The following is a 16,206-nucleotide window of genomic DNA, read 5'->3' on the forward strand; positions in this document are numbered from 1 at the left end:
ACCGGCCGCTTCTTTAAGGGAAGCGGCCGGTTTTCTATTGCCTTACATATGCTTGATCATTTCATCGCCAAAGCCTGAGCTGCTCACCAGCTTGGCGCCGTCCATCAGCCGCTCGAAGTCGTAGGTCACGGTCTTGGCCGCGATTGCGCCATTGGTGCCCTTGATGATCAGGTCGGCCGCCTCGGTCCAGCCCATGTGCCGCAGCATCATTTCTGCCGAGAGAATCACCGAGCCCGGGTTGACCTTGTCCTGCCCGGCATACTTGGGCGCAGTGCCGTGGGTGGCCTCGAACATGGCCACGGTGTCGGACAGGTTGGCGCCCGGGGCAATGCCGATGCCGCCCACCTCCGCCGCCAGGGCGTCGGACAGGTAGTCACCGTTGAGGTTGAGGGTGGCGATCACGTCGTACTCGGCCGGGCGCAGCAGGATCTGCTGCAGCATGGCGTCGGCAATGGCGTCTTTCACGATGACTTCACGGCCGGTCTTGGGGTTGTTGAACTTCATCCACGGGCCGCCATCGAGCAGTTCGGCGCCGAACTCGTCGCGGGCCACTTCATAGCCCCAGTCCTTGAAGGCACCTTCGGTGAACTTCATGATGTTGCCCTTGTGCACCAGGGTCAGCGACTCGCGGTCGTTGTCCACCACATATTGCAGGGCCTTGCGCACCAGGCGCTTGGTGCCCTCGCGGGACACCGGCTTGACGCCAATGCCGCAGTCCTGGTCAAAGCGGATCTTGGTGACGCCCATTTCCTCTTTAAGGAACTTGATCACCTTGTTCGCCTCGGGCGAACCGGCCTTCCACTCGATGCCGGCATAGATGTCCTCGGAGTTCTCGCGGAAGATCACCATGTCGACGTCGCCAGGTTTTTTAACCGGGCTTGGCACACCCTGGAACCACAGCACCGGCCGCAGGCACACATACAGGTCGAGCTGCTGGCGCAAGGCCACGTTGAGCGAACGGATGCCACCGCCCACCGGGGTGGTCAGCGGGCCCTTGATCGACACCACGTAATCACGCACGGCATCGAGGGTTTCCTGCGGCAGCCAGGTGTCCTGGTCGTACACCTGGGTGGCTTTTTCGCCGGCGTAGACCTCCATCCAGGCGATCTTGCGCTTGCCGCCATAGGCCTTTTGCACGGCGGCGTCGACCACCTTGATCATCACGGGCGAGACATCGACGCCAATCCCGTCGCCTTCGATATAAGGAATGATCGGGTGGTCTGGAACGTTGAGCGAATGGTCCGCATTGACGGTGATCTTGGTGCCGTCGGTCGGAACCTTGATTTTCTGGTATCCCATGCTTGCACTACTCCGCTGTCGGGTGTGGTTTGGACATCATGCGCTGCAATGAGCCTAAACCACATCTGCCGACCTGCAAGGCATGCGGCATTACGCCACATTGCCGCTTAGTCTTTGGTCTTATAAACGGGCCGATATCACTTGGCCTTGCTGATTAGCCCGAATGGTTTGGTATACTCCGCCGCGACCGAAGGGTCATCGGGGCGAATCCCAGGAAAATGCGGACCGCCCTAGGCCAAGAATGGCCGTAAAGCCTGGCCTGTTACCGCAGCTCAGCACTTGACGCTCGACTGATGCATCCACCATCACCGCTCGCAGCCTCTCGACTTTCCGCTCATGGCGTTGCCAGGGCGATGCGCCTACCCTGCGCACCACGAGACTCGAGCACGCTCAGCACACAGAGAGTTAACCCGCATGCCCACCCGTTCCAAGATCATCTATACCTTCACCGACGAAGCCCCCGCCCTCGCCACCTACTCGCTGCTGCCGATCGTCGAAGCCTTCACCGCTTCGGCTGACATCGCCGTCGAAACTCGCGACATCTCCCTGGCTGGCCGTATCCTCGCCGCCTTCCCGGAGCAACTGGGCGCAGAGAAGCAAGTAGGCGATCACCTGGCGGAACTGGGCCAGCTGGCTACCACCCCTGAAGCCAACATCATCAAGCTGCCGAACATCAGCGCCTCGGTACCGCAGCTGAAAGCCGCGATCAAGGAGCTGCAAGGCAAGGGCTTCAACATCCCTGACTACGCCGACGAGCCGGCCACCGCGGAAGAAAAAGAGTCCCGCGCCCGCTACGACCGCATCAAGGGCTCCGCCGTGAACCCGGTACTGCGCGAAGGCAACTCCGACCGCCGCGCGCCGCTGTCGGTCAAGAACTACGCTCGCAAGCACCCGCACAAGATGGGCGCCTGGGCCGCCGACTCCAAGTCGCACGTTGCCCACATGACCCAAGGCGACTTCTACGGCAGCGAGAAAGCCGCACTGATCGAGGCTGACGACAGCCTGCGCATCGAGCTGGTCAGCAAAGACGGCAACACCACCGTCCTGAAAGAAAAGACCGCGGTCAAAGCCGCTGAAATCATCGACTGCGCCACCATGAGCCGCAAGGCCCTGAAAGCCTTCATCGCCGAGCAGATCGCCGATGCCAAGGCCTCTGGCGTGCTGCTGTCGGTGCACCTGAAAGCCACCATGATGAAGGTCTCCGACCCGATCATGTTCGGCGTCATCGTCGAAGAGTTCTACAACGACGTGCTGGCCAAGCACGCCGCTGCGCTGGCCGAAGTGGGCTTCAACGCCAACAACGGTATCGGCGACCTGTACGCTCGCATCAAGGACCTGCCAGCTGACAAGCAGGCCGAGATCGAAGCCGACATCCAGGCCCTGTACGCCGAGCGCCCAGCCCTGGCCATGGTCAACTCCGACAAAGGCATCACCAACCTGCACGTGCCGAGCGACGTGATCGTCGACGCCTCGATGCCGGCCATGATCCGTGACTCGGGCAAGATGTGGAACACCGCTGGTGAGCTGCAAGACGCCAAGGCCGTGATCCCGGACCGTTGCTACGCCGGCATCTACCAGGCCACCATCGAAGACTGCAAAGTCAACGGTGCCTTCGACCCGACCACCATGGGCAGCGTACCGAACGTTGGCCTGATGGCACAAAAGGCCGAAGAGTACGGTTCCCACGACAAGACCTTCCAGATCAAGGCCGACGGCGTCGTGCGTGTGGTCGATGGCAAGGGCAAGGTCGTGCTGGAGCAGAACGTCGAAGCCGGTGACATCTTCCGCATGTGCCAGACCAAAGACGCGCCGATCCAGGACTGGGTCAAGCTGGCCGTCAACCGCGCCCGCCTGAGCAACACCCCTGCGGTGTTCTGGCTGGACCCGGCCCGCGCCCACGACGGCGTGATGATCGAGAAGGTACAGACGTACCTGAAGGATCACGACACCGCTGGCCTGGACATCCGTGTACTGGCACCGGTCGACGCCATCAAGTTCTCCCTGGCCCGCATCCGCGAAGGCAAGGACACCATCTCGGTGACCGGCAACGTGCTGCGCGACTACCTGACCGACCTGTTCCCGATCATGGAACTGGGCACCAGCGCCAAGATGCTGTCGATCGTGCCGCTGATGAACGGCGGTGGCCTGTTCGAAACCGGCGCCGGCGGTTCGGCACCGAAGCACGTACAGCAGCTGGTTGAAGAGAACTTCCTGCGTTGGGACTCGCTGGGTGAATTCCTGGCCCTGGCCGCTTCCCTGGAGCACCTGGGCAACACCTACGACAACCCGCGCGCCAAAGTCCTGGCCAACACCCTGGACCAGGCTACCGGCAAGTTCCTCGACACCAACAAGTCGCCTTCGCGCAAAGTCGGTGGTATCGACAACCGCGGCAGCCACTTCTACCTGACCCTGTACTGGGCCCAGGCCCTGGCTGCCCAGAGCGACGACGCTGCCCTGCAGGCACGCTTCGCCCCTCTGGCCAAGACCCTGACCGAGAACGAGGAGACTATCGTCGCCGAGCTCAACGCTGTTCAGGGCAAGCCGGCCGACATCGGTGGCTACTACGCCCCGGATGCCGCGCTGACCGCCAAGGTGATGCGCCCAAGCCAGACCCTGAACAGCGCCATTGCTGCCCTGTAAGGTTCGCTTGAAGTAACAGCCCAAACCCCGGCCACGCACCGGGGTTTGTGCTTTCTGGATAATTGATTGCTAGCGGCCAACGCGAAACCTGTGGGAGCGGGTTTACCCGCGAATGCGATGCTGGGTCCACTGACGCATTCGCGGGTAAACCCGCTCCCACAGGGTCCGTATCGGTCCTGATGGAGCTGTTCATGACCTGGCAACCCCACATCACCGTCGCCACCATCGTCGAACACGAGGGCAAGTTCCTCTTCGTCGAAGAATTCAAAGCCAACCAGCACGTCTTCAACCAACCCGCCGGCCACCTCGAAGCCAACGAAACTCTACCCCAGGCCGCCCTGCGCGAAACCCTCGAAGAAACCGCCTGGGAAGTCGAGCTCACCGGCGTGGTCGGCATCTACCTGTACACCGCCCCCAGCAACGGCGTGACCTACCAGCGCATCTGCTTCGCTGCCCGCCCCGTGCGCCACCACGCCGACCTGGCCCTGGACAGCGACATCGTCCGCGCCGTGTGGCTGACCCGCGACGAACTGCTGGCCGACCCCAGCCGCTGGCGCAGCGAACTGGTACCGCGCTGCCTGGACGACTACCTCAAAGGCCCGCTGCACAGCCTCGATCTGTTGCGCGACTGACGCGGCGCCACGGGTTTGATAGAATCGGCGTTTTTCCCTTTGATACACACCGGTACCCATGACCAGCCCAGCACTCAAAGACCCCGCCAAGACCCGCGTCATCGTCGGCATGTCCGGCGGCGTGGACTCTTCCGTCTCCGCCCTTCTGCTCATGGAGCAGGGCTACCAGGTGGAAGGGCTGTTCATGAAGAACTGGGAAGAAGACGACGGCACCGAATACTGCACCGCCCGTGAAGACCTGGCCGACGCCCAGGCCGTGTGCGACCGCATCGGCATCAAGCTGCACACCGCCAACTTCGCCGCCGAATACTGGGACAACGTGTTCGAGCACTTCCTTGAAGAGTACAAGGCCGGCCGCACGCCGAACCCGGACATCCTCTGCAACCGCGAAATCAAGTTCAAGGCGTTCCTCGACTACGCCCTGTCGCTGGGTGCCGACCTGATCGCCACCGGCCACTACGTGCGCCGCCGCGATACCGGCGAGCTCACCCAGCTGCTCAAGGGCCTGGACCCGAACAAGGACCAGAGCTACTTCCTGCACGCCGTCGGCGGCAAGGAGATCGCCCGCACGCTGTTCCCGGTTGGCGAACTGGAAAAGCCCGAAGTCCGTGCCATCGCCGAAAAACACGGCCTGGCCACCGCCAAGAAAAAGGATTCCACTGGCATCTGCTTCATTGGCGAACGCCGCTTCAGCGACTTCCTCAAGCAGTACCTGCCGGCCCAGCCAGGCGAGATCGAAACCACCGACGGTGAAGTGATCGGCCGCCACCACGGCCTGATGTACCACACCATCGGCCAGCGCCAGGGCCTGGGTATTGGCGGCCTGAAGGACGCCGGCGACGAGCCGTGGTACGTGCTGCACAAGGACCTGACCCGCAACGTGCTGGTGGTCGGCCAAGGCAACGAACACCCATGGCTGTTCTCCCGCGCCCTGCTCGCTTCGGAAATCTTCTGGGTCAACCCGATCGACCTCAGCAGCCCGCGCCAGCTCACCGCCAAGGTGCGCTACCGCCAGAGCGACCAGCAGTGCGCCCTGGAGCTGACCGAAAGCGGCTACCGCGCCGTGTTCGACGAGCCGCAGCGCGCCGTTACCCCGGGCCAGTCGGTGGTGTTCTATGACGGCGAAGTGTGCCTGGGCGGCGGCGTGATCGAAGCGGCCGAGCCGTGGAGCCCGCGCGCATGAGCAACCTGCAGGAGCAATTGATTGCCCTGGGCGGCGTATTTCAAGCCGCCGTACTGGTCGACCGCATCGCCCGCACCGGCCAGGCCAGTGAGGCCAACATCGGCTGCATGCTCGGCAGCCTGCTGGTGCGTGACCCCAAGGACACCCTGGAGGTGTTCGGCGGTGACGACCTGAACCTGCGTGACGGCTACCGTGCGCTGGTCGGCGCCCTTGAGCGCGACCCCAGCAGCCTGCAGCGCGAGCCGCTGCGCTATGCCCTGTCGATGCTGGGCCTGGAGCGCCAGCTGAACAAGCGCGGCGACCTGCTCGACACCATCGGCAACCGCCTGCCGCAAATCCAGTCCCAGGCCGAGCATTTTGGCCTGGTTCACGAAAACGTCATCGCTTCCAGTGGAGCCTTGTACCAGGACACCCTCAGCACCTTGCGCCAGCGTATCCAGGTGCATGGCGACATGCGCTTCCTGCAGCAGGCCAGCAACGCCTCGAAGATCCGCGCCCTGCTATTGGCCGGCATCCGTGCCGCGCGCCTGTGGCGCCAGCTGGGCGGGCACCGCTGGCAGCTGGTGTTCAGCCGGCGCAAGTTGCTTAACGAACTGTACGACATGATGCGTTCGCCTTCCTGACAGGCGACACCAATCCCTGTGTAGGAGCAGCCTTGTGCTGCGAATGGGCTGCGCAGCAGCCCCAGGATTTCGGCCCTGGTACAGATTGCTGGGGCTGCTGCGCAGCCCATTCGCAGCACAAGGCCGCTCCTACACAGGGACCGCGACATGCGTTTTAGGCCCGACCTTTGGTCAGCCACCCGACTCGGGCGCAATTTTCATGTATGATATGCGCCCTTCCAAAAGCCTGACTGTCCGAGAACACCCCATGCAGCTTTCTTCGCTCACTGCGGTTTCCCCTGTAGACGGCCGTTACGCCGGCAAAACCCAGGCCTTGCGCCCCATCTTCAGCGAATTCGGCCTGATCCGTTTCCGCGCCCTGGTCGAAGTGCGCTGGCTGCAGCGCCTGGCCGCCCACCCGCAGATCGGCGAAGTGCCGGCGTTCTCCGCCGAAGCCAACGCCCTGCTGGATAACCTGGCAACCGATTTCAAGGTTGAGCACGCCGAGCGCGTCAAGGAAATCGAGCGCACCACCAACCACGACGTCAAGGCGATCGAATACCTCCTCAAGGAGCAGGCCGCCAAGCTGCCTGAGCTGGCCAAGGTCAGCGAGTTCATCCACTTCGCCTGCACCAGCGAGGACATCAACAACCTGTCCCACGCCCTGATGCTGCGCGCCGGCCGTGACGACGTGCTGCTGCCGCTGATGCGCCAGATCGCCGACGCCATCCGCGCCCTGGCCCACGCCCACGCCGACGTGCCGATGCTGTCGCGCACCCACGGCCAGCCGGCTTCGCCGACCACCCTGGGTAAAGAACTGGCCAACGTCGTGTACCGCCTGGAGCGCCAGATCGCCCAGGTTGCCGCCGTACCGCTGCTGGGCAAGATCAACGGCGCCGTGGGCAACTACAACGCCCACCTGTCGGCCTACTCGCAGATCGACTGGGAAGAAAACGCCCGCGCCTTCATCGAAGACGAGCTGGGCCTGCAGTTCAACCCGTACACCACCCAGATCGAGCCGCACGACTACATCGCCGAGCTGTTCGACGCCATCGCCCGCTTCAACACCATCCTGATCGACTTCGACCGTGACGTGTGGGGCTACATCTCGCTGGGCTACTTCAAGCAGAAGACCGTTGCTGGCGAAATCGGCTCGTCGACCATGCCGCACAAGGTCAACCCGATCGACTTCGAAAACTCCGAAGGCAACCTGGGTATCGCCAACGCGCTGTTCCAGCACCTGGCCAGCAAGTTGCCGATCTCGCGCTGGCAGCGTGACCTGACCGACTCCACCGTGCTGCGCAACCTGGGCGTGGGCTTTGCCCACAGCGTCATCGCCTACGAAGCCAGCCTGAAAGGCATCGGCAAGCTGGAAGTCAACCAGGCCCGCATCGCCGCCGACCTGGACGCCTGCTGGGAAGTGCTGGCCGAGCCGATCCAGACCGTGATGCGCCGCTTCAACATCGAAAACCCCTACGAGAAGCTCAAAGAGCTGACCCGTGGCAAGGGCATCACCCCTGAAGCGCTGCTGACCTTCATCGACGGCCTGGACATGCCAGCCGACGCCAAGGCCGAGCTGAAGCTGCTGACCCCCGCTACCTACATCGGTAACGCGGCAGCCCAGGCCAAACGCATCTAAGCTGACCGTCGCGTACAACGCCCGGCCTGGCCGGGCGTTTTTATTCCCGGACGAAAATTACGTTTTTTCAATAGGTTGAACATGAATCCTGATACTCCACTGCAGCTGCTCGGCGGCATCTCGGCCCGCGAATTCATGCGCGACTACTGGCAGAAGAAGCCGCTGCTGGTGCGCCAGGCCTTCCCGGACTTCATCAGCCCGATCGACCCCGACGAGCTGGCCGGCCTGGCCCTGGAAGAGGAAGTCGAGTCGCGTATCGTGCTGGAGCACGGCGCCAACCCGTGGGAGCTGCGCCGCGGCCCGTTCAACGAAGACACCTTCGCCGAGCTGCCGGAAAAAGACTGGACCCTGCTGGTACAGGCCGTCGACCAGTTCGTCCCGGAAGTGGCCGAGCTGCTGGAAAACTTCCGTTTCCTGCCGAGCTGGCGTATCGATGATGTGATGATCAGCTTCGCCGCCCCGGGTGGCAGCGTCGGCCCACACTTCGACAACTACGACGTGTTCCTGCTGCAGGGCCACGGCGAGCGTAACTGGAAGATCGGCCAGATGTGCAACAGCGACAGCCCGCTGCTGGAACACGCCGACCTGCGCATCCTGGCCGAGTTCGAGCAGAGCGAAGAGTGGACCCTTGAACCAGGCGACATGCTCTACCTGCCACCGCGCCTGGCCCACTACGGCGTGGCCGTGGACGACTGCCTGACCTACTCGGTCGGCTTCCGCGCGCCAAGCGCCGCCGAAGTGCTGACCCACTTCACCGACTTCCTCGGCCAGTTCCTGCCGGAAGAAGAACGCTACAGCGACGCCGACGCGCAACCGGCCAGCGACCCGTACCAGATCCAGCATGATGCCCTTGACCGCCTCAAGGCGCTGATCGACAAACACACCAACGACAAGGACCTGCTGCTGACCTGGTTCGGCCAGTTCATGACCGAGCCACGCTACCCCGAGCAGATCGTTGGCGAAGAGCTGAGCGAGGAAGAGCTGGTCGACGCCCTTGAACAAGGCGCCATCCTGATCCGCAACCCAAGCGCGCGCCTGGCCTGGTCGGAGTTCGAAGACGACCTGCTGCTGTTCGCCAGCGGTCGCAGCTGCCCGCTGCCAGGCAAGCTGCGCGAGCTGCTGAAGCTGGTTTGCTCGGCCGACGCCCTGCACATCGACAATCTGGCAGAGTGGCTCCAGGACGAAGATGGCCTTATGCTGGTACAGCAGTTGGTCAAACAAGGAAGCCTGGGATTCGCCAATGAATAAAATTCGTGTGCGCCTCGCCGACTGGCACAAGGACAACGCTGAGATCCGCCGTATCCGTGAAGCGGTGTTCATTGCCGAACAGCACGTACCGCCGGAGCTGGAATGGGACTCAGACGACCCGAGCGCCGCGCACTTCCTGGCCCTGGAAGGCGACTACCCGATCGGCACCGCGCGCCTGCTGCCCGACGGCACCATCGGCCGGGTTTCGGTGCTGAAGGACTGGCGCGGGTTGAAGGTGGGTGACGCGCTGATGAACGCGCTGATCGTTGAAGCGCAGAACCGCGACCTGAAGCAGCAGATGCTCAGCGCCCAGGTGCACGCCACGCCGTTCTACGAGCGGCTGGGCTTTCGCGTAGTCAGCGAGGAATTCCTCGAAGCCGGCATACCGCACGTGGACATGGTGCGCGACTCGCGCGCCTGATACCTAACTGCACCGGCCTCTTCGCGGGTGAACCCGCTCCCACAGTGACCCCACAAACTTCAGATATTGTGCGGTCCCTGTGGGAGCGGGTTTACCCGCGAATGGGCCGGCACAGGCTTATGACACTTCCCCAGACAAAAAAACCTGTACATCCATCCAGATAAAACTTGCCTCCGCGCCCCCGCTTGCGCATCCTAGTGCCCATCACCCCCGATGAAGCGTCCCCGGCCATGCGCCTGTTCCTCTGCGAAAAACCCTCCCAGGCAAAAGACATCGCCAAAGTGCTCGGCGCCAACCGCAAGGGCGACGGCTGCTGGCAAGGCACCGACGTCTGCGTAACCTGGTGCATCGGCCACCTGCTGGAAACCGCCCCGCCCGACAGCTACGACGAACGCTACAAGCGCTGGAACCTGGCCGACCTGCCGATCATCCCGGACAAGTGGAAGATGCTGGTCAAACCCAAGACCGCCAGCCAGTTCAAGGCGGTCAAGCGCCTGCTCGGCGAAGCGCGGGAACTGGTGATCGCCACCGACGCCGACCGCGAAGGCGAAATGATCGCCCGCGAGCTGGTCGAGCACTGCCGCTACCGCGGCCCGGTGCAGCGCCTGTGGCTGTCGGCACTGGACGACGCCTCTATCCGCAAGGCCCTGGCACGCCTGCTGCCGGGTCACGAAACCTTCAACCTGTACCACTCGGCGCTGGGCCGTTCGCGCGCCGACTGGCTGATCGGCATGAACATGAGCCGGCTGTTCACCTTGCTGGGCCGCCAATCCGGCTACCAGGGCGTGCTGCCGGTGGGCCGGGTGCAAACGCCTACCCTGCGCCTGGTGGTCGACCGCGACCGCAGCATCGCCGACTTTGTGCCGGTGCCGTTCTGGGCCATCGACGTGCAACTGGAACATGCCGGCCAGCGCTTCAACGCCCAATGGCGCGCTCCCGAAGACGCCTGCGATGACCAAGGCCGCTGCCTGAAGCAAGACCTGGCGCAACAAGCAGCCACCGACATTGGCAATGCCGGTACTGCCCGGGCCGTAAAGGTAGCCACCGAGCGCGTGCGTGAAGCCGCGCCGCTGCCCTTCGACCTCGGCACCCTGCAGGAGCTGTGCTCGAAAAAGTTCGGCCTGGGCGCCCAGGAAACCCTCGACATCGCCCAGGCGCTGTACGAAACCCACAAGCTGATCACTTACCCCCGTAGCGACTGCGGCTACCTGCCGCAAAGCCAGCACGCCGAGGCACCGGCCATCCTTGCCGCCCTGCAGCGGGCCGATGCCAGCCTGGCGCCGCTACAGCCCTACCTGGAGCCGCAGCGCCGCTCGCGGGCGTGGAACGACGCCAAGGTCAGCGCCCACCACGGCATCATCCCCACCGCCGCCGCCAGCGACCCATCGCGCCTGCCGGCCAAGCACAAAGCGGTGTATACCCTGATCCGCGCCCGCTACCTGGCGCAGTTCCTGCCCAACCACGAGTACGACCGCACCCAGGCCGACTTCGACTGCGCTGGCCATGCCCTGCGCGCGGTGGGCAAGCAGATCGTCGAGCCGGGCTGGCGCCGCGCCCTGCCTGAAGCGCTGACCCCAACCAAGGGCCGCGAGGCACCACCAGCCCAGGTACTGCCAGCGCTACGCGAAGGCCAGGACTGCAGCGTGCAGGGCCTGCAACTGAAAGACCTGTGGACCCAGCCGCCCAAGCCGTTTACCGAAGGCGACCTGATCAAGGCGATGAAGAACGTGGCCAAGCTTGTGGACGACCCACGGCTGAAGCAGAAGCTCAAGGAAACCACCGGCATCGGCACCGAGGCCACCCGCGCCAGCATCATCCAGGGCCTGCTCGATCGCGGTTACCTGGTGAAAAACGGTAAAGCGCTGTCGGCAACGCCTGCAGCCTTCAGCCTGATCGACGCCGTGCCCCGCGCCATTGCCGACCCCGGCACCACGGCGATCTGGGAGCAGGCGCTGGACATGGTGCAGAGCGGCGAGATGACCCTGGAAGAGTTCGTCTCCCGGCAGTCGGCGTGGATGGGCAAGCTGGTGGAGCGTTGCAGTGGTATGCGCATGACCATCAGCGGGCCGGCGGCCGGGGCGGCGCCGCCGTGGAAGAAGAAGCGTCGCGGTGGCGGTGGGAAAAGCAAAGCGGCCGGAAGCAAGTCGGCAGCAACCAAGCCGCGTCAGCCCCGAAAAAAAGCGATGACCTGAGGTTTATGCAATTCAGGCCCGGCCTCTTCGCGGGTAAACCCGCTCCTGCACAAGAGCGCGCAATGCTGTTGTGTAGGAGCGGGTTCACCCGCGAAGAGGCCAGCCCAACCAACACATCAACCACAGGCAAACCACAAATCCCGCCCGACTCATTGGCACCATGAAATTTACCTGCTAAGTTTTCATGAAAATAATCACAATAATTTTCATGAGGTCCCTGCATGTTCAAGCAGTCCGCCCAGCACGTCGCCAGCTACTATGCCCAGACCTACCCCGCCAACATCCCGCTACGCCCTGCCCTGCAAGGCACTCACGACACCGATGTACTGATCATCGGCGCCGGTTTCAGTGGCCTGCACACCGCCCTGCGCCTGACCCAGGCCGGCAAGCGCGTCACCCTGCTGGAAGCCAGCCGGGTAGCCTGGGCCGCGTCCGGGCGCAACGGTGGCCAGGCGCTGCTGGGCTGGTCATGCGACATGCAGCCACTGGAAAAGGCCTTGGGCGTCGAACGCACCCAACGCCTGTGGGCCAGCATGTGCTGGGCCGCCGACGAGATGCACGAACTGCCCCAGCGCCACGGCTTCGACATCGACTACCGGCTGGGCAGCCTGTGGACCGCGGTAATGCCGCGCCGGGTGAAAATGCTTGAAGAGGCCCTGCACGAGGCTGAACACAAATGGGGCTACGACGCCCTGCGCCTGATCGGCCGTGACGAGCTGCCGCAATGGATCGACAGCCCGCGCTACCAGGCTGCGCTGTACGACGCCAGGGGCGCCCACCTCAACCCGCTGAAGCTGGCCCAGGGCCTGGCCAGCACCATCGAGGCAGCCGGCGGGCGCATCTACGAGCAGAGCCAGGTGCTCAGCTACCAACAGGCTGGCGACGGCTATGTCGCCCGTACCGACCGTGGCGAAGTACGTTGCGATGTGTTGGTGCTGGCCTGCAATGCCTACATCGACCGCCTCGACCGTGACCTGTCGCGGCGCCTGTTGCCGGTCGGCTCTTACCAGGTAGCCACCGCACCACTGGATGCCGACTTCGCCCGATCACTGCTACCACGCAACAGTTGCGTGATCGACAACCAGTTCGTGCCTGACTACTTCCGCCTCACCCCGGACCACCGCCTGCTGTTCGGCGGCGGCTGCACCTACCTGGGTGGTATTCCCAAGGACGTCGCCAGCGCTACCCGCCCCTACCTGGAGCGGGTGTTCCCGCAGCTGGCCGGGGTGGCCATCGACTATGCCTGGGGTGGCCACATCGACTGCAGCATCCAGCGCACCCCGGACGTCGGCCGCGACGGCCAGCGCTACTGGCTGCAGGGTTTTTCCGGCCACGGCGTGCTACCGACCCTGGCGGCGGCACGGGCGGTGAGCGATGCCATTCTTGGCGATGAAGACCTGCTGGCACTGTACCAAGGCATCGACAACGGCCGCTTCCCTGGCGGCGACCTGCTGGCCGCACCGCTGGAAGCCGCTGCCAAGGCCTGGTACCGCATGCGCGATCGCGTCTGAAGGGTAATTTGTGTCGCCTGTGCGGGCCTCTTCGCGGCGGTTCGACGCCTCGATGAACCCGCTCCCACAGGTTATGTACAGATATCAAGACCTGTGCAGTTCCTGTGGGAGCGGGTTCATCGAGGCGTCGAACCGCCGCGAAGAGGCCCGCACAGGCGACACATGGCCTGCTGGCTTTCGTAATTCCTCCTATTCTCAATAGCTCCCTTCGCTTCCTGCACCCAGGAGACACGACCATGAGCTATGTAACCACGAAGGACGGCGTACAAATCTTCTACAAGGACTGGGGCCCACGCGATGCGCCGGTCATCCACTTCCACCACGGCTGGCCGCTCAGCGCCGACGACTGGGACGCACAGATGCTGTTCTTCCTCGCCCACGGTTACCGCGTGGTCGCCCACGACCGCCGTGGCCATGGCCGCTCCAGCCAGGTTTGGGACGGCCACGACATGGACCACTACGCCGACGACGTGGCCGCCGTGGTCGCCCACCTGGGCACCCAGGGCGCCGTGCATGTCGGCCATTCGACCGGTGGTGGCGAGGTGGTGCGTTACATGACCAGGTACCCCGACGACAAGGTGACCAAGGCCGTGCTGATCGCCGCCGTACCACCCCTGATGGTGCAAACATCCGGCAACCCGGGTGGCCTGCCCAAGTCGGTGTTCGACGGTTTCCAGGCCCAGGTCGCCAGCAACCGTGCGCAGTTCTACCGGGATGTACCGACCGGGCCGTTCTACGGCTACAACCGCCCCGGTGTCGAAGCCAGCGAAGGCATCATCGGCAACTGGTGGCGCCAAGGCATGATCGGCAGCGCCAAGGCCCATTACGATGGCATCGTGGCGTTTTCCCAAACCGACTTCACCGAAGACCTGAAGGGCATCCAGCAACCGGTGCTGGTGATGCATGGCGACGATGACCAGATCGTGCCGTATGAAAACTCCGGGCCGCTGTCGGCGAAGCTTTTACCCAATGGCACGCTGAAGACCTACAAAGGCTTCCCGCATGGCATGCCGACTACTCATGCCGATGTGATCAATGCGGATTTGCTGGCGTTTATTCGTAGCTGATGTGCTCGCCTGTACCGGCCCTTTCGCGGGTAAACCCGCTCCTACAGGGTTACGCTACCCATGTAGGAGCGGGTTTACCCGCGAAAGGGCCGGCACTGGCAACACACCTCCCCCAGGATTACCATGTCTCCCTTCTAGCGCTGCCATTTGCCGCCCCCTTGCCTCCCTGCCTGCCAAAACCCCATGCCCTTCGAACTCACCGTAGAACCCCTAACCCTGCTGATCCTCGCCCTGGTCGCCTTCGTCGCCGGTTTCATCGATGCCATCGCCGGTGGCGGCGGCCTCCTCACCACCCCGGCCCTGCTCACCGCTGGCATGCCGCCGCACCTGGTGCTGGGCACCAACAAGCTCAGTTCCACCTTCGGTTCGGCCACCGCCGGTTTCACCTACTACAAGCGCAAACTGTTCCACCCGGCACAATGGCGCCCGGCGTTGTTCGCCACCTTGGTCGGGGCGTTGCTCGGCGCAGTCATTGCCCACTACATGCCCGCCGAATGGCTGAACAAGATGCTGCCGGTAATCGTCTTCGCCTGTGGCATCTACCTGCTGTTCGGCGGCACACCCAAGGCACCGCTGGACGCCGATGCGCCGATCAAGAAAAAATGGCAAGTGCCGCAAGGCTTCACCCTGGGCTTCTATGACGGCGTGGCCGGCCCGGGTACCGGGGCGTTCTGGACAGTCAGCACCCTGCTGCTGTATCCCATCGACCTGGTCCGCGCCAGCGGCGTGGCGCGCAGCATGAACTTCGTCAGCAACATCGCGGCGCTGACGGTGTTCATCATTTCCGGGCAGGTGGACTACATCGTCGGCCTGTGCATGGGCCTTTCAGTGATGGTCGGCGCCTTCTTCGGCGCACGCACGGCGATCAGCGGCGGCAGCAAGTTCATCCGCCCGGTGTTCATCACCGTGGTGCTGGCGTTGACCGTGCGCCTAGCGTGGCAGCACTGGTTCGGGCAGGCCTAAACGTCTGGCGACATACAGGTCAATCAGGTAGCGGGCGATGGAGCGCCCGGCCGGCAGTGGCGGCAGGTCGTGAACGCTGAACCACTGGGCGTCCTCGATCTCGTCCGGTTGCATGACGATATCGCCGCCAGCGTACTCGGCATGGAAGCCGAGCATCATCGAGTGCGGGAACGGCCAGCACTGGCTGCCGACGTACTGGATGTTCTGCACTTCCACCGCCACTTCCTCACGCACTTCGCGCACCAGGCAGTCTTCGGCCGACTCGCCCGGCTCGGCGAAGCCTGCCAGGGTGCTGTACACGCCAGCGACGAAGCGTGGTGAGCGCGCCAGCAAGATTTCGTCGCCACGGGTCACCAGCACGATCATGCTCGGTGAAATGCGCGGGTAGCTGCGCAGGTCGCAGGGCTGACAGTACATCGCCCGCTCCCAGCGGATTTGCATCATCGCCTGGCCACAGCTGCCGCAGAAACGGTGCTCGCGGGCCCAGGTGCCAATCTGCGCGGCGTAGCCCAGCACTTTGTAGGTGTCGAAGTCGCCTTCGAGCATGAACGCGCGCAAGCCGCGCCAGCTGCAGCCTGGCACGTCGGTGGCACTGCGCAGCTCCAGCAGGAACACTGGCTGGCCGTCGAAGTGGCCAATGCCATGCTCGCACAGTACGTCGAGGTCCTGGCGCTTAAGCCAGTCGCGAGGGAACAGCGCGCCGTTGGCGTCCACCAGGAACCCTTCCGGGCTGCGGGCCACGGCCAGCCCCCCGGTAATCTGCGGGTCGAGTACTGCGGTAGTCCAGCGTGCTGACATGTCGGGGGTTC

The 16,206-nt window shown here is 63.9% G+C and carries 13 protein-coding genes; 11 read left to right on the top strand and 2 right to left on the bottom strand.

The window, feature by feature from the left end; genetic code table 11:
* Positions 1-42: 42 nt before the first annotated feature.
* Positions 43-1,299 carry an NADP-dependent isocitrate dehydrogenase gene (gene icd, locus ACIP1G_RS19365; protein WP_400739976.1) on the bottom strand — a complete coding sequence of 419 codons (1,257 nt, stop codon included), beginning with the start codon at positions 1,297-1,299 and terminating at the stop codon, positions 43-45.
* Between the two features lie 414 nt (positions 1,300-1,713).
* On the opposite strand from icd, the gene ACIP1G_RS19370 reads away from it, so the two are divergent.
* From ACIP1G_RS19370 to ACIP1G_RS19420, 11 genes are all read left to right on the top strand, one after another.
* A complete protein-coding gene (locus tag ACIP1G_RS19370; protein WP_400739979.1) occupies positions 1,714-3,939 on the top strand; it encodes an NADP-dependent isocitrate dehydrogenase in 2,226 nt (741 codons plus the stop codon).
* Between the two features lie 191 nt (positions 3,940-4,130).
* Entirely contained in the window at positions 4,131-4,571 is a 441-nt protein-coding gene (locus ACIP1G_RS19375; protein ID WP_400739982.1) for an NUDIX hydrolase, read from the top strand.
* A gap of 58 nt (positions 4,572-4,629) precedes the next feature.
* Positions 4,630-5,754 (top strand): tRNA 2-thiouridine(34) synthase MnmA, encoded by a 1,125-nt coding sequence (mnmA, locus tag ACIP1G_RS19380; protein WP_400739985.1) that lies wholly within the window; start codon positions 4,630-4,632, stop codon positions 5,752-5,754.
* Positions 5,751-6,377, top strand: coding sequence for a high frequency lysogenization protein HflD (hflD, locus tag ACIP1G_RS19385; protein ID WP_015270973.1), 627 nt, complete (start codon positions 5,751-5,753; stop codon positions 6,375-6,377). The genes mnmA and hflD overlap by 4 nt, the downstream gene beginning before the upstream one ends.
* A gap of 247 nt (positions 6,378-6,624) precedes the next feature.
* A complete protein-coding gene (gene purB / locus ACIP1G_RS19390) occupies positions 6,625-7,995 on the top strand; it encodes an adenylosuccinate lyase (protein ID WP_400739989.1) in 1,371 nt (456 codons plus the stop codon).
* Positions 7,996-8,076: 81 nt separating this feature from the next.
* Positions 8,077-9,243: a JmjC domain-containing protein gene (locus ACIP1G_RS19395; RefSeq protein WP_400739991.1), complete on the top strand. Its 1,167-nt coding sequence runs from the start codon at positions 8,077-8,079 to the stop codon at positions 9,241-9,243.
* Positions 9,236-9,664 (top strand): GNAT family N-acetyltransferase, encoded by a 429-nt coding sequence (locus tag ACIP1G_RS19400; protein WP_400739994.1) that lies wholly within the window; start codon positions 9,236-9,238, stop codon positions 9,662-9,664. Before ACIP1G_RS19395 ends, ACIP1G_RS19400 begins: the two co-directional genes overlap by 8 nt.
* Before the next feature lie 230 nt (positions 9,665-9,894).
* Positions 9,895-11,856, top strand: a complete 1,962-nt coding sequence (locus ACIP1G_RS19405; protein ID WP_400740045.1) for a DNA topoisomerase III — start codon at positions 9,895-9,897, stop codon at positions 11,854-11,856.
* A 221-nt stretch (positions 11,857-12,077) separates the two neighbouring features.
* A complete protein-coding gene (locus tag ACIP1G_RS19410) occupies positions 12,078-13,367 on the top strand; it encodes an NAD(P)/FAD-dependent oxidoreductase (protein WP_400739997.1) in 1,290 nt (429 codons plus the stop codon).
* A gap of 236 nt (positions 13,368-13,603) precedes the next feature.
* Complete coding sequence (locus tag ACIP1G_RS19415) at positions 13,604-14,434, top strand: alpha/beta fold hydrolase (RefSeq protein WP_400739999.1); 831 nt, start codon at positions 13,604-13,606, stop codon at positions 14,432-14,434.
* A 183-nt stretch (positions 14,435-14,617) separates the two neighbouring features.
* The gene (locus ACIP1G_RS19420) at positions 14,618-15,397 is read left to right on the top strand and encodes a TSUP family transporter (protein ID WP_400740002.1); all 780 of its coding nucleotides are present in this window, start codon (positions 14,618-14,620) and stop codon (positions 15,395-15,397) included.
* On the opposite strand, the gene nudC is transcribed toward ACIP1G_RS19420, so the two are convergent.
* Positions 15,365-16,195 carry an NAD(+) diphosphatase gene (gene nudC / locus ACIP1G_RS19425; protein WP_400740004.1) on the bottom strand — a complete coding sequence of 277 codons (831 nt, stop codon included), beginning with the start codon at positions 16,193-16,195 and terminating at the stop codon, positions 15,365-15,367. The genes ACIP1G_RS19420 and nudC overlap by 33 nt on opposite strands.
* Between the last annotated feature and the right edge of the window lie 11 nt (positions 16,196-16,206).

Origin of the sequence: Pseudomonas sp. NPDC089392, from assembly GCF_044749595.1 — a bacterium.
GTDB lineage: Bacteria > Pseudomonadota > Gammaproteobacteria > Pseudomonadales > Pseudomonadaceae > Aquipseudomonas.